Below are 22,704 nucleotides of genomic sequence, written 5' to 3'. Positions count from 1 at the left end.
AGCGTTATTTACCTTTTTCTTTTTTCGGCTGGTTGGTGTAAACCGAGATACCTTCTTCAAGGTCTTCGTAATAGGTTAATTTGCCATCTTCAATAAGGACAACCGAGCTGCAATATTCTCGCACCTGGTCAAGTTCATGGCTTACCATAATCACACCGCTGGTTTTGCTTTTTTCTTTCAGCGTTTCTTTGGCTTTTTTTCGAAACAGTGGATCGCCTACTGAGGTCGCTTCGTCTATCAGATAAATATCAAAATCAATATTCATGCAGCAGGCAAACACAAGTTTGGCTCGCATTCCTGATGAGTAATTGCGAACCGGCAGATCAAATTTCTTCTCGAGCTCGGCAAACTTCTGAACCCGATGCTCATAATTCTTTAAAGATCGAACATTATTAATACGACCAATAAACCGGGTATTTTCACGCCCCGTCATATGCGGGTGAATGCCCGTTTGCAATGCCACGGGCCAGGACATAGCGCGATTGGTAAGTATTTGGCCACGATCGGGATATTCGCTTTTGGCCAGCAGCCGAAATAGGGTAGATTTACCGGCCCCGTTTTTGCCCAAAATTGCCACATTACGCTCGGTAGGAAACGTGAAGTTCAGGTTTTTAAAGATATACTGAGGGCCAAGCTTACTAGGATAGCTTTTGGTTAAGTTTCGAATTTCAATCATCGTGAAAGTACCCGCTTCCAGGTATGGTGGTAAAGCGCCAGGCTGAAAAACAAAATTAAAATAGTAATACTTGCTGCGTACTCAATACTTACCCCGTTATGCCCATAAGAAGGGTAAAGCGCATATCGCGATAGCTCAATAAAATGCACCATCGGGTTCCAGTTTAGGTACGGCCAGTACTTTTCGGGAACATCCTGCAAACTAAAAAATACACACGAAATAAAAAACATAGGTCGGGTGAAAAGGTTTTTTATTTTATTTATCTCAGGGACGTAGGACGTAATGATTCCAAACAGTAACCCGACAGACCCTAAAAAGGTCCACATTAACGCATATAAGCTAATTAACAGAAGTGGGTTCTCAAATTGAACATCAATCTGTAGCAGGTAAATTGTCAACGAAAGTAACGAAATTGCGCCGAGCTTTATGGCGCACTCTAAAAATAAAGAGGTTACAAATGCCGCAATAGGCTGAACCTGTCGGAATGCGTACAAGGGTTTGTTCTTTTTTATCGACCCGGCAACGGCACCCAGACTTGCCATGAATGACTGAATTGCCACCATACCTACCATCATAAAAATAAGAATAGGCATAGAATGCACTTCAGAGCCAGATATGAAGCTACGGGCAAAAGATAATGCAAAGATGAACAGGAAAGGCTCAAAGAAAGCCCAGCCTAGGCCGAGCTTATCGTTAAACTTACTTTGAAGCTCGCGCAGCAGCAAAGCGAAGATGACTCTTCGCCATGCCGCTAGCTGATCTGAAAATGAAAGCATAGTTAATCTAAGGCTACGTTCGCAGCAACAGCAATTTGGTAAATAATTTGGGTGATATCTTTCACTGCTTGTAGCGATTTAACATCGGTGGCCGGAAGTACAATAACCTGGTCGCCAGGACGTAAGTTCACGCTGCCTTCTTTGCGCGTAATTCGGCTGCCTTCAATCTGGTCAAATTCAACAATTCCGTTTTTACGAATGACAAGAATTCGTTCGTCGTCAGCGCGTTGGGTAAAGCCGCCTGCCCAAGCAATGTAATCTGCTGCGGTAGCATCAGGATTGAATACCACTGCCTGAGGGAGCATAACTTCGCCACCAACTTGCACCAGATCAGTGATGGCCGGCACAACAATGGTGTCGTTAGGTTCCAGTAATACATTTGCAACCTGTTGATTTTCAGACACCACCACTTTACCCAGCGGCTCTACCTCTCGGGCCCGCGTAATAAAGTCAGAGACCAACTGAGCTTCCTGCACCCGAATAGCACCTTCACCACTGGAACTGATTGGCGCTGTATACACGCTGCGTTCTAGTTGTTGCAATGACCGGTCAATTATCTCTTTTTGCTTTTGAGCAACACTTTCACGCAGCAAATAAATATTTTGTGTGTCAGACAAATCGGGATTTACCTTGATGTAATTCAGTACATCTTTTAACCGAGTGCCTTTATCGACCATCACCTGAGACGGCCCGGTATGGCTTCCCTGTATATTGATTCGATAGACCAGTTGTTCATGGTCATCGACAAACTCTACGGTATCTCCGGCCTGCAGCATAAAATCAGCAAAATTCTTCAGCTTCACATACCGGGAAAACTGTTGTCCGTCGCGCACACCCGCCACCGACACATGATTTATAAAGTTTCGGGGGGTGGCGTAATGTGTCAGTACTTCACCTTTTAACTCTTCTTTTTTAAACTCAAATGTGAAGCTGTTTCTGGCCCCTGTTTGCACGACTACGGTGGCGCCGATAGGACGAACGACTAATACATCACCGTCTTTAAATGAAACCTCTGGCAGCTGACCTTCTCGCAAAAACTCATATAAATCGGCGGTGGCGAGGGTTTTACCGTCACGCTGAACGTCTATTTTTCGAAAGCTTCCACGCTGAAAGTCTATGCCCCCCGCGCGCTTTAAAAAATAAAGTAAGCTGTCAGAGGCCTGACCTGCGTACTGACCCGGGCGCAATACAGGGCCGGTTATATATACCGAAACCGGGGTGGATGTAAGCAAGTTGACATACACGCTGACATCATTGGTATAGATTTGTTTTATTTTGGCGGTGACCTTACTGTTGACTGCGCTGGCCGGAGTATTAGCTACCTGAATCGGGCCAATGTTAGGAATAAAGATATTGCCCTGATTATCCACGGTGACCACATCGGCAAAATTAACCGCGCCCCAAAGCCAGATTGAGATTTTATCGCCCTGCGCCACCAGGTAATTGTCGTTTAAGCCATCTGCACGTTCAGACTCAAAACCACCAATAAACAAATTGGCTGCGTAGGGTGGGTTTTCCATAGCCATTTGTTTAGGGTAGACCGTATCCACGGTGGGCTCGCCCGGTAGGGTGCGTCCACCACGACTGCTATTGTAATATTGACCGGTGGATTGCTGCCCGGCGTTCATGCCCTGAATAGTGCGAGAGGTACTGAGTTCAAAGGGTTTTACCGAACCTACACCGGCGCCTGACTGCGAGGCGGCTGCGCCCACAGCACCATTACCCTGGCCCTGACCGTTCTGGCCCTGCTGGGCCTGTTCTCTAAGTTGCTGTAAGTCGCTTAATGACTGTGCCTGAACCGGCTGGCACAGCTGCATTGCGGCCAATACAATAATTAGCCCCATAAAGGCTGTTAGTCGTACCAAACTCATGATTACAGTCCTGTTGCCGACGATGATGAATGCTGCAATACAGTGGAATAGCGAAGCCACTGGCTATTGTTATTGCATAACAACGAGCGAGTGCCCGAATGCTGAAAAGTAACAGAGGAAGATACCGGGGTTATCTCATGACAAAACTGATTGGCAGCAGAATGATAACCCTGACCAATGCGCCAGCGCTGTTCGTCTATAACAAGGGTATTTCCTTCTTCTATTTTTACTCCCGGCGCAATTATTGCTTGCCCCTGCATAGCGGCAGCGTAGTTCGCATGAACTAACGGTATATCTGCTACTACTGGCCCGGGCGCCGAGGCGCAACCGGCAAGCAGGCTGACAAATGCAATACAGGCAGGTCGTAGAATGTCGCTTTTTACTGACATGAACTTTGCTAATCGTCCTATAGAAAATTGGCAGACAGCATACCACAGAATATGGGTATTTCACGTGGTCGAAGCATAGTTTGATGTACGTACTTTGCATAGTTGACCAAATAGTTAACTATTTACACGTAGATCACAAATTATTGAACGTTGGGGGTAGTCAGTTTGGCGAATGTTTATTATTATATTTCGACCAGAGCCTGCTCTCTTTATTTGTGCGCTTATAACAATGAGCTCTGAAGAAAACAACGCTATCGTTGTTAAAGGATGAATAATGTTTTCCGCTTTAATCACTTTCAGTGACAGTTTCGGGCGCCCGTTGATAATGGATTTTTCATAGAATGTTCGATTATCTTCAACTGGTTCCTCTATTTACTGCGTTTTTTGTCGCCCTGATTTTATTGGTGGTGATGACGCCGCTTGCCCATCAGTTTGGTTTGGTAGACCAGCCAAGTTTGCGTAAACGTCATCACGGCATGGTGCCCTTAACCGGTGGTGTGGCGATATTTATGGCGGTGTTGGTGGCCAGTGTGGTCACCGATGTATGGATGAAAAACAATCCACTGTTCTTTACCGCTTCAGCATTTATTGTACTGTTAGGAATGCTAGACGACAGATTTGAGTTAAGCGCTAAAGGCCGGCTAATGTGCCAGTTTGGTGTAGCGGCTATTATGGCCTGGAGCGCTCAAAACTACATTACGTCACTGGGCAATATTTTTGGGTTTGGGTATATCGACCTGGGCCTTGCCGGCTACTTCTTCACTATAGTTTGTGTAGTGGGGGTTATTAATGCGTTTAATATGATCGATGGCATTGACGGACTCGCCGGCGGTATGAGCCTGGTGGTTTTGTTGTTTGTGGTAGGTCTGTTAGTGGCTACCGGCCACGGCGGCGCTATTATGGAACCGCTGATTATAGCTGCCGCCATTGTGCCTTTTTTAGCGTTTAATTTAAGCTGGAAAGGGTTTAAAGGTAACAAAATCTTTATGGGTGATGCAGGCAGTATGTTTGTAGGCTTAACGATAGTCTGGTTGCTTGTTGATCACGCACAGGGTAGTGAAGCCGCCTTCAGGCCTATAACAGCGGTATGGCTGATTGGTTTACCGCTGATGGATATGGCCGCTATTATGTATCGTCGGGCCAGAAAAGGTCAGTCGGTTTTACGTCCTGATCGTAAGCATCTGCATAATATCTTTATGCGTGCTGGGTTAAGCTCTAACCAGGCGTTAATAGCCATACTGGGATTAGGCAGCTTGTATTGCACTGTGGGCGTGCTGGGCGAAGTCTTTTCGGTGCCTGACTGGGCCATGTTCTGGGGCTTTATCGCTTTATTAACGGTTTACAGTTATATTATTCAGAATATCTGGCGTTTAATTCGTAAGTTCAAACAGCGTGTTGCCTGAATCTTCTTTGTCATCTAATAGCGGTGTCAGGTAGAATTGTTGTTTTTGTAGAATTTGTGGAATCCAGTGTCAGTTAAACCCGCTTCTTTATTACAGTTTATTGTAGAGCCTCGTAAGTCTTCGGTGCAGCCGGTGTTGGTGGCATTGACAACCTATGAGAATGATTCAGAAGCATGGCTGTCACAGGCAATTGAAAGCGTATTAGCGCAAAGCTTCAAAAATTTTGCGCTACTTATTGCTATCAATGGTCCTGTTGCTGCGTCGAAAACGTCTCTTTTACTTAAGTTCGCCGATCAGGACGAGCGTGTCATCGTTGCTCAGAACGAACACAATGAAGGGCTGGCGGCCTGTATGAATCAGGCTATTGACTGGATGTTATCGCGTCCGCACTACCAGTTTTTTGCGCGTATGGATGCCGATGATATTTGTCACCCTGAACGTCTGGAAAAACAACATCACTTCTTAAAGCTGCATTCTAAAGTTGCTATTTTAGGCACGGCGTTAACCGAGATTGACGAATCGGGCCGTCAGGTCGGTTCACGGGTCATGCCCGCGTCAAATAGCGTAATAGTTCGCATGCTTCCCCGCCGATGTACGCTTAATCATCCCACAGTTATGATTCGTTCTGAGGTATTTGAGCAAGGTCATCGTTATGATAGCCAGTTGATGAATACTCAGGACTATTTTCTGTGGATAGAATTGGCGGCTGCAGGGTATGAGTTCAGAAATTTACGTGAGCGGCTTTTAGAGTTTCGTCGGGTTAACGACTTTTATAAACGCCGAGGTTTAAGTAAATCGTTAAACGAATTTAAAGCACGCTTTTTAGCTATGCGGCGCTTACGGCGATTTACTCTGTTTAATATAACCTATGCGGTCGCGGTATTATTATTACGACTTATGCCAGCTCAAATGATAAAGTTAGCCTATAAACTGGATCGTGTATTACTAGAGAAATTGATAAGACATTGAAAGTCGGCGCCGTCATAATTTTGTATCATCCCAACGAAGCACATCTGAGCTCAATGCTGATGGCATTGAAAGCCATCGGGTGGCCGGTGGTATTGGTTGATAACTCTCCTGAAAAACTTGAATATTATGATGCCGACTGGCCTGAATATATTCATTGTCCGTCTAATGTAGGGATAGCCGAAGCCCAGAATATGGGTATTGAGGCGCTGGACCGCGCTAATATGGAAGCCGTTTTGATTTTAGATCAGGACAGCCAGTTGTCGTTGCCTTTTTTACAAAATTTGTATGAAACTTATAAATACGCGTTAACCCGGTTTTCGAATGTGGCGTGTATGGGCCCCCAAATTGTGTGCGAATTTATTAACAAGCCAGTACAGCCTCGCTTGCACCGTTCGCAACCCATTTGCGACAGACTAGAGAATGTAAAACAAATTATCGCTTCTGGGATGATATTAAATATCTATGCTTATCAAAAGGTTGGTAAAAAAGACAGTCATCTTTTTATAGATGGCGTAGATCATGAATGGTGTTGGCGAGCACGGAGTTTAGGCTTTCAGGTGTTGAAAGCCAGTAGCGTGGAAATGCGGCATCGACAGGGCGATGCAAGACACCGTGTGTTTGGACTGAACTTTAAGCGCGGTGCACCAGTAAGACTTTATTACCAGGTGCGTAATGTGCTAATCCTTTCCCGTCGACAGCATGTTCCAATTTATTGGAAGTGTCGTCATTTACTGGCTTTGCCTGTTCGCTGGATAGTAAATCGTTGGTTTTTTCCAGAAGGTAAACTCCGCGGTGACTTTATTCGCCGTGGTATTAAAGATGGGCTTTTGGGGCGAACAGGTAAGCTTGATTAATGCACCGAATCCGTTGCAGTGTATTTAAAGAAAACACAATGCCGGATATCTTTTCGTTCAGTGAAAATTACAAAACAGTCGTGTTAAAGGAAGTATTGTGAAAGTTACAGTTTTTGGTATTGGATATGTAGGGTTAGTGCAAGCTGCTGTACTGGCAGAAGTGGGTCACGAGGTAGTTTGTGTTGATGTTGACCAGGCCAAAGTAGATAATCTCGAGAAAGGCAGTATCCCTATCTACGAGCCCGGTCTGACACCATTGGTAACCAGCAATTATGAATCAGGCCGTCTGGTATTTACCACAGATGCAAAAGCTGGGGTAGAGCATGGCGATCTTATCTTTATCGCCGTAGGCACTCCGCCCGATGAAGACGGCTCTGCCGACCTTAAGTATGTACTGACAGTCGCCCAGACTATTGCCCAGCACATGCAGAGTCACAAAATCATTATTAATAAATCAACAGTACCGGTGGGTACTGCTGATAAAGTAAAAGCGCGTGTTGCAGAAACACTGGCCAGTGCGAATAAACCATTGAGTTTTGATGTGGTGTCCAACCCTGAATTTTTGAAAGAAGGGGCAGCAGTTAAAGATTGCATGCGCCCGGACCGAATTATTCTTGGTGTCGATAGCAAAACGGCAGAAGACAAATTACGTGAGCTGTATTCGCCGTTTAATCGCAATCACAATAAAGTGATTACGATGGATATTCGCAGTGCAGAGCTTACCAAGTATGCGGCTAACTGCATGCTGGCGACAAAAATCAGCTTTATGAACGAAATCGCTAATCTGGCCGAATTATTTGGTGCTGATATTGAACAAGTCAGACACGGAATTGGCTCAGATCCACGAATCGGCTATCAGTTTATCTATCCTGGTTGTGGCTACGGCGGATCGTGTTTTCCAAAAGATGTTCAGGCATTGGTCAAAAGTGCTAATAAAGCAGGCTATACCGCGCGTGTGCTGGAATCAGTTGAAGCGGTTAACTACCAGCAAAAAGAAAAATTGTTCGGATACATCATGGAGCATTTTAATAATGATGTGAAAGGCAAGACAGTTGCGTTGTGGGGGTTATCGTTTAAACCCAATACCGATGATATGCGTGAAGCGTCAAGTCGTGTTTTAATGGAAAAACTTTGGGAGGCGGGTGCTGTTGTACAAGCCTACGATCCCGAAGCTATGGAAGAAACCCAGCGTATCTATGGTGATCGTGATGATTTACGCCTTATGGGAACTAAAGAGTCCGCGTTAAATCAGGCAGACTTTTTGGTTATTTGTACTGAATGGCAAGTGTTCAGAGCACCGGATTTTGAACTTATTAAATCAAAGTTGAGCAATCCATTAATTTTCGATGGCCGTAATCTTTTTGAACCTAAGCGAATGGCTGATTATGGCCTTCAATATTATGCCATTGGGCGCGGATTATCAGTAAAAGGAAATCAGTAACTATGAGTCAGGTAAAAAAAGCGGTTATTCCAGTAGCCGGTCTTGGTACAAGAATGCTCCCGGCAACCAAAGCCATTCCAAAAGAAATGTTACCCGTGGTCGACAAGCCGTTAATTCAATACGTAGTTAACGAATGTGTGGCAGCTGGAATTAAAGAAATAATCCTGGTCACGCATGCCAGTAAAAACAGCATTGAAAACCATTTCGATACCTCTTTTGAACTTGAAGCCACACTGGAAAAACGGGTTAAAAGACAGCTTCTTGAAGAAGTTCAGTCAATCTGCCCCAAAGATGTGACAATTATGCATGTGCGTCAGGGTCATGCTGCCGGCTTAGGTCATGCTATCTTATGTGCGCACCCGCTGGTGGGTGATTCACCTTTTGCAGTAGTATTGCCTGATGTACTAATAGACGACGTAACAAGTGATTCTGGAAAAGACAATCTGGCCGATATGGTAGCTAAATTTAATACCAGCCGGGTTAGTCAGGTCATGGTAGAACAAGTTCCTCAGGAAGAAGTCACTAAATTCGGTATTGCCGATTTAGATGGCGAAAGTGTTGAGGGCGGTGATTCGGCTAAAATTCATAAAATGGTCGAAAAGCCGTCACTGGCCGACGCACCTTCTGACTTAGCCATCGTAGGCCGCTATGTATTATCAGAAAAAATCTGGGATTTGCTAGAGCATACGCCTCCGGGTGCGGGTGGCGAAGTGCAGCTTACTGATGCCATCGATTCACTTATGCGTATTGAACAGGTTGATGCGTACTGCATGAAAGGTACCAGCCACGATTGCGGTAGCAAACTGGGCTATATGAAAGCCAATGTTGAATATGCAATGCGTCATCCCGATTTGGGTGACGAGTTTAAACAGTATCTGGCCTCGTTAAAGTTGTAGACTTTAGCGTAAAGCACTATGAAAGGGCTCCTGATGGAGCCTTTTTTAATGGTCAGTCGGATTATTGCTCGTCGACAAATAACCGGTGCTGTACCTTTTTAAGCATTTTCTCACCAATGCCTTTTACCTCGGTAAGTTGGGTAACTTCTATAAACCCACCCATTTCAGTTCGATAATCTACAATAGACTGCGCTTTGCGTGGGCCAATACCGGGTAATTGTGTAAGCTGCTCAACAGAAGCAGTGTTAAGATCGAAGGGGGCCGGCTGGGCCAGTGTCTTTGTTATGTCACTGCTTTGGGCATGAACCGGGCTAAAGGTGAATGCCATCATTATAAGCGAAAGCATCATTAAGCAACGTTGTTGAATTGGTTTCATCATTGTTTTTTTCCGTATCTGTATAGTAGGTGCTGAATTGCCAGATAAGAATACAATTGAAAACCGTGGATAGTCTGCTGAGCTAAAGGTCAGATAAAGTTCAGGGTTGTCATAGGCACAAAAAAAGCACCCGAAGGTGCTTTTGCTCAAAAATCAGGCGTAGCCAAATATTAAATGGCTACAGACGCTCTAATACCGCATCAGTGAATTCAGTAGTACCGTGCTGACCGCCAAGGTCACGAGTGGTCCGATCGCCAGATTCAATAACCTCTTTTAAAGCAGACCGAATTTTTTCAGCTTTGTCGCCCATATTCAGGTATTCAAGCATTTGAATTGAGGCCAGGATAACCGAGGTAGGGTTAGCCAGGTTTTTGCCTGCAATATCAGGTGCAGAACCGTGTACGGCTTCAAAGATAGCACAATCGTGTCCAATGTTAGCACCTGGCGCCATGCCCAAACCGCCAACCAGACCCGCACAAAGATCAGAGATAATGTCACCAAACAGATTGGTCGTTACAATTACGTCAAACTGATGCGGATTCATAACCAACTGCATGCAGGTATTATCAACAATCATTTCAGTGCTTTCGATGTCAGGGTAACGCTCACCCACTTCTCGTGCTACTTTCAAAAACAAACCTGAGGTTGATTTTAAGATGTTGGCTTTGTGAACAGCCGTTACTTTTTTGCGGCCTTCGCGTCGGGCCAGTTCATAAGCAAATGTTACAATTTGCTCGGCGCCGTCACGAGTAATTTTACTCATGGCTTCAGCTTCGGTGCCATCTTCTGAAACAACCTGGCCCAGACCAGAATACATACCCTGAGTATTTTCACGAACTGTAATAATATCAATGTCTTCGTAACGGGCTTTGGTGCCTTTCAAAGACAATACCGGACGTATATTTGCATACAGTTTAAACTGCTTACGCAAACTTACATTAATAGAAGTAAAACCTTCGCCTACCGGTGTGGTCAGGGGGCCTTTTAGCGCCACCTTGTTTTTCTTGATTAAATCCAGAGTAGACTGAGGTAAAAGTTCGCCATGGTTTTCTAGTGCTACCAGACCCGCATCAGCATAGTCGTAAGCAAAGTTGCAGCCAACTTTATCCAAAATTTTTGTGGTGGCATCAATGATATCCGGACCGATACCGTCGCCGCGAATGACTGTGATTTGTTGCTGAGTCATGTGGTGGGATCCTTTGGTAATTTTGTTTCTGTTGAAATTAGGTTTTTTGGGAGTAGCACAATGGCTGTTTACGTGATGTAAGGTATTTTAATTTTGCCTCTTGAAGATAAACTAAGAGGAATACACCAACGACCAAAATCGCCCGTATTTTATAGCAACATGGACGTTACGCCTAGTACAGAATGCGTTTAGCGTTGTTGCATTCTTATCTGACCTATAATCGATAAGGTAACGGGGACCATAACAAGGCACCCACACTGGTCTGCAGCTCGCTTATAAAATCAGGCTTTAAGCCCAATATTTGCAAGCACTGACGCAGCGCTGCAATAGACGAGGCATCCATTTGACCAGGCGTTAGCAACCATTTACGACTCAACAGCAAACTAAGTGAGACAATAGCAAATTCTTTGCGAAGGCCAGGGCTGGCCTGAGCGGGTTCGCGGCCAAATTGTTGAAGGATAGCTCGATGAATAGCGGGTTGATGCCAGTTTGTTGCCAGTTCAGTGGCGTAATCTACCAGCCGCTCAGAAGATTTAAGATGCAACAGCGTATTAATATCATGCAACGCAACCGGCTTGTGAGGTAAGCGAGGTAACACTTTTAAAGCAGGCAAAGAAAAAATAGGGGCCAGTGCGAAGCTTACAACCAGGGCTGCACCTTGCGAAGATAACCGGCTTTCTACTTTTGCTGCAATTAATGATGCCAGATTAGCGCTGACCGATAGCAGGTTATGACAGCTTCGGCCTAACGGAAAGTAATGCTGATTAAGTCGCTGGATTAGTGCTTCAAGAACCAGCATATCGCCAACCCGGTCGGTACCATAGGTCATTATGGCTTGCTTCACTCCTTTCACCGGTATTTTTAGCCGGTTATCCAGCGCTGCAGAATGCTTTAACGCTTCGGCGAAAGCAGGCTCCTGCTGAACCTTTTCACTTAACTTACCAATATTGATATCGCTGTTTTGCAGCATATCGACAATATTTAAAATGGCGGCCGGAGGGTGACTGACAGGGAAACGGCGACCCTCAAATTTAAACGCCTGAACCTGTTGTTTTGCTTCTTCGTCTTCACCGTACAAAGCGTACCATTGAGTGAACCTGATATAGTGGGCAGGACGTTGCGAAAGGCTGGACTGCCAGCTTATTGGCTGCTCGTTATTGGTGGTGTTAATGCCATAATGGCTTTGGGTTTTAAACACCAGCGAATGCTTACCTTTGTCATCGGCATACTGCGCGCCGGGCCAGTATTCACCAGGAAAATCAAGCCAGCTTCGTATTACCGATTCATAGACAGTGGGACTGGCCAATAGCACTGGACGCAAGGCATCAAAAAAATTAAACGTAAAATGAATGCTAATGTGACTGCAGTTAATCAGCCACCACTGCGGATACGTCAGCCCGGGATTTTGTAAGTAACGAAAAAACCTGGGACGCGTTAATACACGGCTTATGGCGAATAGATTACGCCACAGAGCCAGCTGTGGGCCGGCAATTTGTTTTTTAAGTCCCTGCAAAACCGTAGTGTCAAAGTGCAGGGTTTGGGTGTCCCGATGATACGTTGCTGCACTGAGCAAGGTAAAGGTTGCTCCGGTCAGGTGTTGCAGGTAATGGTCATTCAATTGGCTTCGCAAACCTAATATAGCGGTTATCAAAGCGGTTTTTAAAGGTAAGGGATAGGTTAGGGTAGATTCTTGTCGAATGGCATTCACTGCTACCAATGCGGCCTGCGGATAATGACGGGCAAACTCGACAATTTGTTTGCCCATGGTTAGCCCGGTTTTTGCTACATTCAGTAAGCTACCCTGGCGTATAAGAGCAGCACTGGCGCGCTGACTTTGTTGTAACAACGCGGTGTACGCAGATTCAACCAAGTTAAAACCTAACTTTTAAGATAGCTTTGATAAGCGCCTTCGCCCCACGCAATCAACTGTTCGTTTTCAAACAGTAGCGGGGTGCACTCATCCTGTGTTGTTAATCCATCGGCTCTTAGGTGCTGCGTACGATAAAACATAACCTGAATAGAGGTAGAACGGTCCATTTTAGCCTCGGTAATGTCGGGTGAGCCTAGCCTGGCCAATACTTCTTCTCGGGTTGTTCCCAGACGCAACTTTGTAATTTGTACTTTGTTGTACTCTTCCCGGTCCTGCCAATCCATGTTTTCTGGTTTATCGGGATAAAACGAAATCACCAAAAATACGAACAGAGCATAAGCCGCCGCGCCAAGAAAAATCAGCCGGGTTACTTTTCTATTCATCCTTCTTCACTTGTTGATAACAAAACAATGGTATTTTACATCAAAACAAGGTGAAGAAGGAACGATAAAATAGTAACCAAATGCATCAATCACCGGTAGATATAGTGTAGCAAGGAACATACTCAGAGCCCGGCAGCTTCATTCGTTGTTGCTCTACAAACGATTTTAATAGCGCATCAATACGCTCCATCAACCGAATGTCGCCCTGCAATTTAAAGGGTCCTTTTTCTCTGATTTGGCGAACGCCCTCGGCTTTGACATTACCTGCCACAATACCCGAAAACGCCTGCCGAAGGACCACCGCCAGACTGGCCACATCCTGATTTTGATGCAGCTGCAAGGCTGCCATTGAGTCGTGTGACGGCTCAAAAGGGATCTGAAACGGCTCATCAATTTTAAGAGACCAGTTAAAGCTAAATGAGTCACCTACAGCGAGTCGATACTGTTCTGTTTTTGCTTTGCTTTCCGCCAGAGTACGGGCAACCTCCTGAGCATCATCGACAATAATCTGATATTTATTCTGTGCTTGCTCGCCTAATGTAGCACCTACAAATTCATTAATTGCTTCGAAGTAGGCCTCACTGCCTTTAGGTCCGGTTAAAATAACCGGTAGAGGCTGCTGCGAATTGCGCTCGTTAAGTAAAATACCCAGCAAATACAACAACTCTTCTGCCGTGCCCACCCCACCTGGAAAAATCACAATACCATGGGCAAAGCGAACAAATGCTTCAAGTCGTTTTTCGATATCAGGCATTATGATTAGTTCGTTTACAATGGCATTGGGTGGCTCGGCGGCAATAATACTGGGCTCTGAGATGCCAATATAGCGACCGTGATTACACCGCTGTTTTGCATGACCAATGGTCGCCCCTTTCATGGGGCCTTTCATGGCTCCTGGGCCACAGCCGGTGCAAATGTTCATGTCACGCAGCCCCAGCTGGTAACCAACCTCTTTGGTGTATTGATATTCATGCTGATTTATCGAGTGGCCGCCCCAGCAAACAATAGTGCTAAGCTCATCATTGCCTTGCAACGCCTGCGCATGCCGCAGCATATCAAACACTATGTCAGTGGTACTGAGGCTGTCTACCGAAGATGGCGCATGGACAAACGCATGCTTATTGCCCATAAACAGCATATCGCGCAGCACGGCGAACAAATGTTCATGGACACCGCGCATAAGTTTGCCATCAACAAAAGCGACCTCAGGCGGATTAATAAGTTCTATTTTTACGCCGCGTTCGCGACGAATCAGCTTAACGTCAAAGTCTTGATAGGGGGCAAACAGCATTTCATAATTATCTTCGTCTACTCCGCTGTTTAATACAGCAAGGCAGCAATTTCTGAATACATCATACAATTCACTGTGAGTGGTATCCTGAAGCTGGGTAACTTCTACCTGTGACAACTGGCTCATCCATCCCACAGGATTTAACTGCACTTTTTTCATAAGTGTCCATCCTCATCTATGACCACACAATTTCTGCCCGAACGTTTAGCTTCATACAGTTTTTTGTCCGCTCGTTCAAAAAACTGTTCAGGGGCTTCGGCAGTATTAAACATCGCACCACCAAATGATGCCGTAATAGATAAACGTTCCTGACGAAAGGTAAACGGGAGATCCATCAATCTGGTTCGCAATTGTTCGAGTTTTTGTTGCAACTCAGTGATGGGAGTATTTTCAAACAGCAACACAAATTCTTCACCGCCCCAGCGGGCAATAAACGCATTGGACTCAAGTGCGCTTTGTAATTTTTGAGCCACTATTTGCAATATTTTATCGCCCGCTGCGTGGCCAAAGCGATCATTTACATTTTTAAAGTGGTCGATATCCAGCACTGCCAGGCACAGCGGGTTTTTATCAGGACACGCCTGCTTTTGAGCGGTAAGAATTTTTTCGTTGTAAGCCTGGCGATTGGGTAAGCCTGTTAGCACATCGGTGTTCATGGCATCATGTTGCTGGCTTAGCTGTTTACGATATCCTTGTACCTGCGATTCTAAAGCCGCAAGTTGTCCCTGCATCTGACTTAATAGCGTCATTACACACTGTTTGTCGTCTTGTTCTCTTTGCTCTCGTTCTGCCAGTGTTGAGGCCATTTGATCAAGGCACTGCTGAGCTTGTGCTTTTAATTCTTCAAGTGAGTTATCGGTGGCTACCACATCTTCAATCTGGTGTAACTGCTCTTTGACTATGGCATCGTGCTGCATGCGGCTGGTAAACGTATGCTGGGTTTGCTCAATGCTTTTTTCAACATCCTGGGTAAGGCTTCCTAAAGCTTCGTGCAGGCTTTGTATGACTTCGCCCGACATGGCCGCCTCGCCCATAGAGTCTTTTACAATAAGTCGCAAAATGCCTAAACACGCCTGTAGCAAATCATCATCGTCAAGCCCTACCAGCAGCCGGTGGCGTAATTCACTTAACTGAGGGTTATCAGGTTGTAGCTGGCGGTAGCTTTCAAGTAGCTGGTGCAGCTCTTTTTGCAAAGACTGGGTAACCTCGGCAGACAAGGGTGTGGTGCTCACTGTGTCGGTTGGCCCAGGTTGATGTTTTGGAAGCTGTTTTACCAGCGATAAACCGTTCAGACACACTTTTAGTAAAGACGGCATTGAGCCAATATGATGACCGGCAAGCGTGAGCACCGAGGCAGCCTGTGCCTGAAAATTCGCATCATGCTGATAGCGCTGCTGGAGGCTGCGTACACTTTGCTCTACCAACGCTACACCGCTAGCGTTATAGCGACGTACATTTTTTATATCACTTTGAAACAGTGTATTCAGCTTACCCATACTAACACTGGCTAACGTGAAATTTGGGTGGCCGGCCAAGTGGCCACGTAAATTTAGAAGCTCGCTATCAATGTCAGCCGAGTAGCCTTCGAAAAATTTTGACAGTCTGATAACGAATTGAGCAAGCATCTCATTGTGGTGTTGCAATGACTGTAGCTGACTTGAATTCATTAATTCTTTAATTCCCAATGATTTAAAGGTTTATTACTCATTGTGGCACAGGTTTTTGGGTTTTGCCCGACTATTGACGGGCATTGCGCTGGTTAACATAGGGGCTTTCAAAGTTAGAGCGAAAGGGGTTGATATCTAACCCCCCGCGCCGGGTATACCGGGCCAGTACAGTCAGTTTTTGGATGCCGGGCAAAGCCAGCAAATCGCAATAAATCCGCTCAACACATTGTTCGTGGAATTCATTGTGCTGACGAAAGCCGATCAAATAGCGCAACAAACTTTCATGATTAATAGCATGACCATGATAGCGAATTTGAATGCTGGCCCAGTCGGGCTGACTGGTGATTAAACAGTTAGATTTAAGCAGATGACTAACGAGCGTTTCTGACACATCAGTGTTGCTTGTGGTGAGCACAGATGCATCGGGCGAGTAGCTCGATATTTCAATATCCAGATCATCAATAATAACGCCTGCAAGCTCGCGGGTCGCGAAACGGTCAAACTCATCAGGCAGAAAAACCTGAACTTCAACGGCCTCGCCCGCACATGTAGATAAGTCCAGTTGCAAAGTGGTTTCGACTTGCTGGCGCGATTCAAAATGCGTTTGATTGAAGCTGTTCAGATAAAGTTTGAACGACTTAGATTCAATCAAATTGACAGAGGTCACCGGAACTTTACACTCAAGAATACCAACCTGAGGTTTACCCTTGGCATTGAGCCACGACAACTCATAACCTGTCCAGGTATCAACCCCTGAAAATGGCAGATTTTGTTCGTCTATGGATTGCTGTTGCCGACTTAACGAACGAGGTACGCCTTGCAATAATTCAGGCTTATAATGTGCTTCATATTCAACGGCCTGACCAAGAGATAAGTTTTCGGGTAAGGTATGAGAGGCGGTATTTGTCATTACTATCACTTCAATCGTAAACTAGAGGCAAACCCAAATACTACCCTGAATTACGTGAATTTGCGATTCAATGGCGGGTAAACAGGAAGGAAGATGAGCTATGGGAACAACCATTAATACTGCTTTAGACAATTATATTACAAAGTTGCTAAACAAAGCTGACCAACAGCAATCGACGCTTCGGATACAGTACGACAACGACTGGCCTTCTATTTGTTATCAGCAAAACGTTGAACAGGGCGATTGGGTTGAATGGAAACCTGAACTACAAAACGAAAAATTATCTTTTTCTAAGCTTGAACAGGCACTCGAAATTAAGCTTGATGAACAATACTGTGCGTATTTCACCCGTTATTTTTCTGAGAACCTCCCAGCTACCGCAAGCCGAGGCGACTGTGAACTGCTGCAGGTACTTAGCGCCACCGATTTTGAACGTCTTCAGGAAAACCTGATAGGCCATATATTAATGAAGCGCCGGCTGCGTCAGCCCGAAACCCTGTTCTTTGCTATGACCAGTGACGACGACTTCATTTTAACGGTGGACAACTCCAGTGGCGCGGTTTTACTTGAACGAGTGGGTAAAAAATCTGACGAAGTACTGGCTGAAGACCTGGCCAGCTTTATTAATCAACTTACGCCCCGTCTTCCGGCTTAAGCCTGGCAAGCCGCTGTTCAAGCAGTGCCACCGCGGCTTCTAGCTCAGTCACGCGTTTTGTTAATGAAGCAGTGTCGGTTGCAGAACCGGCTTTTTTTGCGGTTGCTATTGGTTTGGCCACACTATTAAACTTCTTAATTGTCTCAATGGCCTGCGTGACACTTACTTTATTCGGGGAGCGGCTTCGTAATAGGGCCACTGTAGGCTGGTGACCCTGCTCTTTTAGTTCATGGCAAACAGTAAGCAAGTCTGCTGAAGATACATCACTCATAGGTATTCACACTTAAAAATTGTCCTTTTAAGGTAGCATGCTGATAAACGGAGTAAAGCAATTGAAGTTGGCTATTATTTAGTGAAAAACTTTATATTCTCGCTATTCTCACAACTACCTGTTTTTAAAACCTTTTAAAATCAGTATCTTAATATTGGCTTTTTTCTTGATAGGTAGAGGTTGTAGTCAACACACATTCTTCGCTAAACAATAATAAAGGAATAGAAACATGAAATTTATGCCCCTGCTGCTTGCTCTTAGTGCGCCGGTTTTTCTCTCAGGTTGTATTATCTCGGTAGACGATCACAAAGATGGCTATTCTAACGACTGGCAAGATCGTGAGTACAACAATCGTAAGCATATTGCGAACCTGCAGGAAGGGATGGGATTTGAAAAGATTGTCGGTCGCATGGGCGTGGCCGATTTTAGTGAGTTAGAACAAAAAAGCGATGGCGTTTACCGTATTCTGTATTACCGCACTCAGCGCTCAACAGAAGACGGCATTACCACCAAAGATGAGTGTACACCGTTGGTATTTAAAAATGGTGAACTTATAGGGTGGGGCGAGCGCGCCTATACTTCGCTGTAGCCTCAAAACCCCTTTTTATTCTCAATGACATTGCAACGATGACTTTGCAACGATGAAATTATCAGGCATGGTGTGGTTACTATTTGTACACACCATGCTTTTTCATTTCAGGAGCTCGCTATGTCATCTTTTGCCAACAATCAGGCGTCTGGCGCATCTGTTCAGGCCATTTATTTGCAAGTTGATGATTTAAATGTCGCGGCTTCAATTTTGTATAAAGCCTACCACGATGATGCACTTTTTGAGCATATCTTCCAGGCCGAGCGCGAGGGTTATGAAAGCCGGTTACGGCAGGCCATAAAACAAGAGCTATCTGCATGCTGGGACACCGAGCAAATTTTGCTCGGTTTGTTTGAAGAGTCACGCCTGCTGGCCGTTGCCTGTATCACTAAACCTCATGCCGGTTTCGCACCGGGTAAAATATGGCACTGGCGTTTAAAAATGATGGTCACCGCAGGCTTTGTCTCTACCCGCCAGTTTATCGACAAAGAAGAAAAAATACGTAGCCTGATACCCGCTGAGGCGTTTCATATGATTTCGTTAATTGGTGTACGGCCCGATTACCAGCATCAGGGTTTGGGGCATATTTTAATGAGCGCTATCGATACCATTGTTAATGACGATAAAGAGAGCGAAGGCGTAGGGGTATTCGCGACAGTACCCGCTTACCGTCACTTTTTTGAAGATGGTGGCTATGAATGTGTAACCTCAGTGCAGTTTGATTCAGTGCAGGGAGACGTGTTGTATAAACGGCGTGTGCCCGATGGCAGATAGTGCAAAAGGTAATGACCCTGTTATCTTTCCTTTTACAACTGGTATTTGTTTTATAGCCTTATAAATGCACGGTAGTGGCACGTAAAAAAGGCAATATGAGTTGGCTATCGATCAGTTGTTACTTCTGCTGCAAATGTTGTAGTTCTTTAAACTGCGAATTTAACTGCGAAGTACACCACTTTTCAATTTATATCGTTCTTCGTAACGACTCAGGCATCACGGTAGCCTGTTTAAATAAGAGCTATTTCTGAAGTCCTGAATACAGCCTATACTGGGCGCCAGTAATTTGTTTGTCTGCCATCGCTGGTTAGTTGGTGTCTTTACGTATGTCCTGGTGCAGTAAGTAACAGAAATCGCTGCTTGAGACAGCGCAAGCAGCGGTAAGTGAGTAATTACTTATTTAGTCCGCACTCTCATAAACTGACGACTCAATCGCATTTCATCAATGGTTTCGGGTCGCTAAAATCACGTACTTTAAATTCAAACGATGCTTTCTTTTTAACACTTTTATCGGTACTGAACATGGCTACAACCGGGCAGGTTTGGTCGGAATTTTTAAGCGATACATCGCCTTCGTCACTGTTTTTTACAAGTTTAATTCCAGGAACTTCCGGCGTACGATCATTGCCTTGCATATACGCTTGGGCAAGATTAAGTGCGTCCTCCATACATATTAATTTATTATTAAAGTCTGCGTTGTTGTTAACCTTCAATCGAAGATCAAGAAGTGTAGATTGTTCGCCATAAGGGCCAAACAGCAGAAAAGAGGAAGGGACTAAATCTACCTGGTTATATTCAGCATTCTTTTTGTTATCTAATTGCGAAAACAACGAAGCCTGATCTATCTGGCCAAGCTTAGAAACTACATAGCCCGAACAAAAGTCTATTGCAGCGCTGAAGCCATTTTCCATTTTGTCGCTAAATCGCTTTGCCCCTGTTTCGACCAACTTTTCATCTGCCATTGAGTCGGGAGACTGACCCACCATCGACGCTGCGCCGGCCAATACCGTGCCCCACATACCTTCTTTGTCCACATCCACATCACCCGAGGCATTAAAGTTTACGGCGGGTTCTTCAATGGGTTTAAACCATAAGGCAAAATTCTTAGAGGTGGGGTCGTAATGATATTTTACGCGGCCGGTTAACCCAACATCTACCTGAAAACGCGCAAATTCACTGACATTGAAATCAGCGCCCAGTTTTTCTTTTTCCCGGTCTAGCCAGCGCCACCCCTTTACGCCCAGGTTAAGTGTCATAATATCCTGGCTGTCTTCGTCATAATTGACCTTACAAGAGTGAATCCATAGCGTTCCGCTGTATACCTTCTCGCCGTGTGAATTTTCACTTTGCAAACCCCGAAATCGATTTTCCAGGCGGGAGCATATTTTTGAGCCTGCTATATCTGCAAGCGCAGCGGGTAAATTACTTTCTTGGCCTGGGGCAGCTACACTGAACAAACTCAGGCTGGCGAATCCTGTTATCGCTAAAATATTCTTCACGGGCGTACCTCATTTAATCTATCTGTGCGCAAACGGCTTCTTGTACCGTAAATTGTTTTTCTCACAAATACGTTATGGGTTAATTGTTGTCAGTACGGTGAGGGGGTCTCGATAGTTTGAAAACTATGTCATCGGCACGGTGGAGTGTGTGTCCTATTCACTGCCTTCTGTTCACGGCTTCTATTCGCCCTTGATGAAGGCAAAAAGTGAATGTCTTTGAAATCCATCAACGGGTCTTTGCTGTGAAGTATTGAAGTGGAATGCGCGTTTTCACTTCTTGTACTCTACCGTCGCATTCACCTGTGATCTCGTTATTTCACATTCAGGTCTGAACGCTTTTAAAGGCAGTGCAGATTTTACCGCGACCGCCTAACCGTATGGCCCAACCTTTGACTTACCGGGCCTTCTCCTGCGTCCTGTTTATACAGCCCTCAAATAAAACGCAGAGGTTTTGCTGCAACGCATATTCAAGCGTCATGTAGCGAAGTATCGAATCCTCAGCTGTGACCAAAAAGCTTCATCGTGTAGGTTCGGATTTTAAATTGGTAATGTAAATAAATATAAATTGTTAACCAAATTGTGATTTTAACGATTCCGAAGCTAAGGGTGTTAAAGCACGAAAATCCATTTCAACTATATGACAAATAAGAATTTATTGAAGTTTTTGCTCGCCAAGAGTAATAATTGACCGCTGTAAGCCTATTTTATTACCAAAGTTATTTACCTTTTTATCATAATTGGTTGACACTTGGTGAGTGCAGGTATAATGTTTCTATACAGTTTAGATAATGCTCAACACACTTTTACTTTGAAAATGAACGTAACCAGATAAACAGTTATTGGTTTTACCTGGGCCGTTTATAGGTAACGGCAATGGTTCTGAGAGCCTCTTACTATTGCGTACATATCTAAAATAAATACATTCTATTGAAGGAGATAAACATGTCGGATCCAGTTATTGGGTTTATCGGTCTGGGCTTAATGGGCGGCAACATGGCCGAAAATCTTCAGGAAAAAGGTTTTCAGCTTGTGGTTATGGATTTAAACAAAGAGGCAGTCTCGGCCTGTGTAGATAGAGGCGCAAAGGAAGCCAGCAGCGGCAAAGAACTCGCGCAGGCTGCCGACATTATTATGCTGTGTCTGACTACCTCTGAGATTGTCGAAAAAGTAATTTATGGTGACAACGGTATTTTAGAAGGGGTTAAAGAAGGCTCTGTATTGATTGATTTCGGTACTTCTATCCCTGCTTCAACCAAAAAAATCGGCGCCGATTTAGCTAAGAAAGGGGTAGGCATGATTGACGCACCGCTTGGCCGCACGCCCGCTCATGCTAAAGAAGGAAAGTTGAATATTATGGCTGCCGGTGACTCAGAAACTTTTGAAAAAGTGAAGCCGGTACTTGAAAAACAAGGTGAAAATGTATTTTACCTGGGCGAATTAGGCGCTGGTCATACTACCAAGCTAATTAACAATTTTATGGGTATGACCACGGTTTGTGCAATGTCTCAAGCCTTTGCCGTGGCTGATAAAGCGGGTGTAGATCGGCAACAACTGTTCGATATTATGTCCACCGGACCGTCAAGTTCGCCGTTTATGCAGTTTTGCAAAAACTACGCCGTAGATAATGTCAGCGACTTAGGTTTTTCTATCGCCAATGCTAACAAAGATCTGGGCTATTTTTTACAGATGGTAGCAGACTTAAATACGCGTTCACAAATTGCCGAAGGCTCTTCAGCCAACCTTAGTGCCGCGTTTGAAGCTGGTATGGGCGAGGGCAATGTTCCCGAAATATTTGATTACTTCAAAAAGTTAGAAAAATAGAAGCATAGTGCATAGGTTGTGTGGGAAAACGACTGTTTTGCTAAGCAACCTACTTTGTTTTTACATACACATGATAAAGCCAGTCTGGTTCAGCGATTACCGGCCAGCGTTTAAGAACAACGCAGTCATGTGTGCTT

22 protein-coding genes are annotated in these 22,704 nt (G+C 44.9%); 9 read left to right on the top strand and 13 right to left on the bottom strand.

What is annotated here, in order from left to right; translation table 11 throughout:
• Positions 1-4: 4 nt before the first annotated feature.
• From JK130_RS13445 to JK130_RS13430, 4 genes are read right to left on the bottom strand one after another with little or no spacing between them, the layout of a single operon-like run.
• On the bottom strand, positions 5-676 hold the full coding sequence (locus JK130_RS13445; protein ID WP_218354841.1) for an ABC transporter ATP-binding protein: 672 nt from the start codon (positions 674-676) through the stop codon (positions 5-7).
• Positions 673-1,452 carry an ABC transporter permease gene (locus JK130_RS13440; RefSeq protein WP_218354840.1) on the bottom strand — a complete coding sequence of 260 codons (780 nt, stop codon included), beginning with the start codon at positions 1,450-1,452 and terminating at the stop codon, positions 673-675. Before JK130_RS13440 ends, JK130_RS13445 begins: the two co-directional genes overlap by 4 nt.
• Positions 1,453-1,454: 2 nt before the next feature.
• Complete coding sequence (locus JK130_RS13435) at positions 1,455-3,296, bottom strand: polysaccharide biosynthesis/export family protein (protein ID WP_425514614.1); 1,842 nt, start codon at positions 3,294-3,296, stop codon at positions 1,455-1,457.
• A 29-nt stretch (positions 3,297-3,325) separates the two neighbouring features.
• Positions 3,326-3,712, bottom strand: a complete 387-nt coding sequence (locus JK130_RS13430; RefSeq protein WP_218354838.1) for a hypothetical protein — start codon at positions 3,710-3,712, stop codon at positions 3,326-3,328.
• 341 nt (positions 3,713-4,053) lie between these two features.
• Between JK130_RS13430 and wecA the strand changes: the two genes are divergently transcribed.
• The 5 genes from wecA (at position 4,054) to galU (ending at position 9,275) form a co-directional block, all read left to right on the top strand.
• Positions 4,054-5,115, top strand: coding sequence for a UDP-N-acetylglucosamine--undecaprenyl-phosphate N-acetylglucosaminephosphotransferase (gene wecA, locus JK130_RS13425; protein ID WP_218354837.1), 1,062 nt, complete (start codon positions 4,054-4,056; stop codon positions 5,113-5,115).
• Positions 5,116-5,181: 66 nt separating this feature from the next.
• Positions 5,182-6,084, top strand: a complete 903-nt coding sequence (locus JK130_RS13420; protein ID WP_343211003.1) for a glycosyltransferase — start codon at positions 5,182-5,184, stop codon at positions 6,082-6,084.
• A complete protein-coding gene (locus tag JK130_RS13415; RefSeq protein WP_218354836.1) occupies positions 6,081-6,938 on the top strand; it encodes a glycosyltransferase family 2 protein in 858 nt (285 codons plus the stop codon). Before JK130_RS13420 ends, JK130_RS13415 begins: the two co-directional genes overlap by 4 nt.
• Positions 6,939-7,035: 97 nt before the next feature.
• Positions 7,036-8,379, top strand: a complete 1,344-nt coding sequence (locus JK130_RS13410) for a UDP-glucose dehydrogenase family protein (protein ID WP_218354835.1) — start codon at positions 7,036-7,038, stop codon at positions 8,377-8,379.
• A 2-nt stretch (positions 8,380-8,381) separates the two neighbouring features.
• Positions 8,382-9,275 (top strand): UTP--glucose-1-phosphate uridylyltransferase GalU, encoded by an 894-nt coding sequence (gene galU, locus JK130_RS13405; protein ID WP_218354834.1) that lies wholly within the window; start codon positions 8,382-8,384, stop codon positions 9,273-9,275.
• A gap of 61 nt (positions 9,276-9,336) precedes the next feature.
• Here the strand turns inward: galU and JK130_RS13400 are convergent, their stop codons facing one another.
• From JK130_RS13400 to queF, 7 genes are all read right to left on the bottom strand, one after another.
• Positions 9,337-9,654 carry a ComEA family DNA-binding protein gene (locus JK130_RS13400; RefSeq protein ID WP_218354833.1) on the bottom strand — a complete coding sequence of 106 codons (318 nt, stop codon included), beginning with the start codon at positions 9,652-9,654 and terminating at the stop codon, positions 9,337-9,339.
• A gap of 175 nt (positions 9,655-9,829) precedes the next feature.
• Complete coding sequence (locus JK130_RS13395; protein WP_218354832.1) at positions 9,830-10,837, bottom strand: isocitrate dehydrogenase; 1,008 nt, start codon at positions 10,835-10,837, stop codon at positions 9,830-9,832.
• A gap of 214 nt (positions 10,838-11,051) precedes the next feature.
• Positions 11,052-12,707, bottom strand: coding sequence for a hypothetical protein (locus tag JK130_RS13390; protein WP_218354831.1), 1,656 nt, complete (start codon positions 12,705-12,707; stop codon positions 11,052-11,054).
• An 8-nt stretch (positions 12,708-12,715) separates the two neighbouring features.
• Entirely contained in the window at positions 12,716-13,090 is a 375-nt protein-coding gene (locus tag JK130_RS13385) for a DUF3192 domain-containing protein (protein ID WP_218354830.1), read from the bottom strand.
• A gap of 85 nt (positions 13,091-13,175) precedes the next feature.
• Positions 13,176-14,540, bottom strand: coding sequence for a nucleotide 5'-monophosphate nucleosidase PpnN (gene ppnN / locus JK130_RS13380; protein ID WP_218354829.1), 1,365 nt, complete (start codon positions 14,538-14,540; stop codon positions 13,176-13,178).
• A complete protein-coding gene (locus JK130_RS13375; RefSeq protein ID WP_218354828.1) occupies positions 14,537-16,048 on the bottom strand; it encodes a GGDEF domain-containing protein in 1,512 nt (503 codons plus the stop codon). The genes ppnN and JK130_RS13375 overlap by 4 nt, the downstream gene beginning before the upstream one ends.
• Before the next feature lie 70 nt (positions 16,049-16,118).
• On the bottom strand, positions 16,119-16,958 hold the full coding sequence (gene queF / locus JK130_RS13370; protein ID WP_218354827.1) for an NADPH-dependent 7-cyano-7-deazaguanine reductase QueF: 840 nt from the start codon (positions 16,956-16,958) through the stop codon (positions 16,119-16,121).
• 100 nt (positions 16,959-17,058) lie between these two features.
• Between queF and syd the strand changes: the two genes are divergently transcribed.
• On the top strand, positions 17,059-17,613 hold the full coding sequence (gene syd / locus JK130_RS13365) for a SecY-interacting protein (protein ID WP_218354826.1): 555 nt from the start codon (positions 17,059-17,061) through the stop codon (positions 17,611-17,613).
• Here the strand turns inward: syd and JK130_RS13360 are convergent.
• Positions 17,591-17,884 carry a hypothetical protein gene (locus JK130_RS13360; RefSeq protein WP_218354825.1) on the bottom strand — a complete coding sequence of 98 codons (294 nt, stop codon included), beginning with the start codon at positions 17,882-17,884 and terminating at the stop codon, positions 17,591-17,593. The two genes, syd and JK130_RS13360, sit on opposite strands and share 23 nt — an antisense overlap.
• 229 nt (positions 17,885-18,113) lie before the next feature.
• Here JK130_RS13360 and JK130_RS13355 point away from each other — a divergent pair, with 229 nt between their 5' ends.
• Entirely contained in the window at positions 18,114-18,473 is a 360-nt protein-coding gene (locus tag JK130_RS13355; RefSeq protein WP_218354824.1) for a DUF3192 domain-containing protein, read from the top strand.
• A gap of 120 nt (positions 18,474-18,593) precedes the next feature.
• On the top strand, positions 18,594-19,247 hold the full coding sequence (locus JK130_RS13350; RefSeq protein ID WP_218354823.1) for a GNAT family protein: 654 nt from the start codon (positions 18,594-18,596) through the stop codon (positions 19,245-19,247).
• A gap of 428 nt (positions 19,248-19,675) precedes the next feature.
• Here JK130_RS13350 and JK130_RS13345 read toward each other — a convergent pair whose 3' ends face one another.
• Positions 19,676-20,746 carry a hypothetical protein gene (locus tag JK130_RS13345; protein WP_218354822.1) on the bottom strand — a complete coding sequence of 357 codons (1,071 nt, stop codon included), beginning with the start codon at positions 20,744-20,746 and terminating at the stop codon, positions 19,676-19,678.
• 942 nt (positions 20,747-21,688) lie between these two features.
• Here JK130_RS13345 and JK130_RS13340 point away from each other — a divergent pair.
• On the top strand, positions 21,689-22,567 hold the full coding sequence (locus JK130_RS13340) for an NAD(P)-dependent oxidoreductase (protein WP_218354821.1): 879 nt from the start codon (positions 21,689-21,691) through the stop codon (positions 22,565-22,567).
• The last annotated feature ends 137 nt before the right edge of the window (positions 22,568-22,704 follow it).

The organism is Alteromonas lipotrueiana (genome assembly GCF_019249245.1).
GTDB classification, from domain to species: domain Bacteria; phylum Pseudomonadota; class Gammaproteobacteria; order Enterobacterales; family Alteromonadaceae; genus Alteromonas; species Alteromonas lipotrueiana.
This window is presented reverse-complemented; position numbering and strand designations above follow the sequence as displayed.

What these genes read in the sequence shown, in the direction of transcription:
- JK130_RS13350 (WP_218354823.1), top strand. Translation starts at nt 18,594, where the DNA reads ATGTCATCTTTTGCCAACAATCAGGCGTCTGGCGCATCTGTTCAGGCC.
- wecA (WP_218354837.1), top strand. Translation starts at nt 4,054, where the DNA reads ATGTTCGATTATCTTCAACTGGTTCCTCTATTTACTGCGTTTTTTGTC.
- JK130_RS13435 (WP_425514614.1), bottom strand. Translation starts at nt 3,296, where the DNA reads ATGGGGCTAATTATTGTATTGGCCGCAATGCAGCTGTGCCAGCCGGTT.
- JK130_RS13385 (WP_218354830.1), bottom strand. Translation starts at nt 13,090, where the DNA reads ATGAATAGAAAAGTAACCCGGCTGATTTTTCTTGGCGCGGCGGCTTAT.
- JK130_RS13355 (WP_218354824.1), top strand. Translation starts at nt 18,114, where the DNA reads ATGAAATTTATGCCCCTGCTGCTTGCTCTTAGTGCGCCGGTTTTTCTC.
- JK130_RS13395 (WP_218354832.1), bottom strand. Translation starts at nt 10,837, where the DNA reads ATGACTCAGCAACAAATCACAGTCATTCGCGGCGACGGTATCGGTCCG.
- syd (WP_218354826.1), top strand. Translation starts at nt 17,059, where the DNA reads ATGGGAACAACCATTAATACTGCTTTAGACAATTATATTACAAAGTTG.
- JK130_RS13360 (WP_218354825.1), bottom strand. Translation starts at nt 17,884, where the DNA reads ATGAGTGATGTATCTTCAGCAGACTTGCTTACTGTTTGCCATGAACTA.
- galU (WP_218354834.1), top strand. Translation starts at nt 8,382, where the DNA reads ATGAGTCAGGTAAAAAAAGCGGTTATTCCAGTAGCCGGTCTTGGTACA.
- ppnN (WP_218354829.1), bottom strand. Translation starts at nt 14,540, where the DNA reads ATGAAAAAAGTGCAGTTAAATCCTGTGGGATGGATGAGCCAGTTGTCA.
- JK130_RS13445 (WP_218354841.1), bottom strand. Translation starts at nt 676, where the DNA reads ATGATTGAAATTCGAAACTTAACCAAAAGCTATCCTAGTAAGCTTGGC.
- JK130_RS13440 (WP_218354840.1), bottom strand. Translation starts at nt 1,452, where the DNA reads ATGCTTTCATTTTCAGATCAGCTAGCGGCATGGCGAAGAGTCATCTTC.
- queF (WP_218354827.1), bottom strand. Translation starts at nt 16,958, where the DNA reads ATGACAAATACCGCCTCTCATACCTTACCCGAAAACTTATCTCTTGGT.
- JK130_RS13400 (WP_218354833.1), bottom strand. Translation starts at nt 9,654, where the DNA reads ATGATGAAACCAATTCAACAACGTTGCTTAATGATGCTTTCGCTTATA.
- JK130_RS13430 (WP_218354838.1), bottom strand. Translation starts at nt 3,712, where the DNA reads ATGTCAGTAAAAAGCGACATTCTACGACCTGCCTGTATTGCATTTGTC.
- JK130_RS13340 (WP_218354821.1), top strand. Translation starts at nt 21,689, where the DNA reads ATGTCGGATCCAGTTATTGGGTTTATCGGTCTGGGCTTAATGGGCGGC.
- JK130_RS13375 (WP_218354828.1), bottom strand. Translation starts at nt 16,048, where the DNA reads ATGAATTCAAGTCAGCTACAGTCATTGCAACACCACAATGAGATGCTT.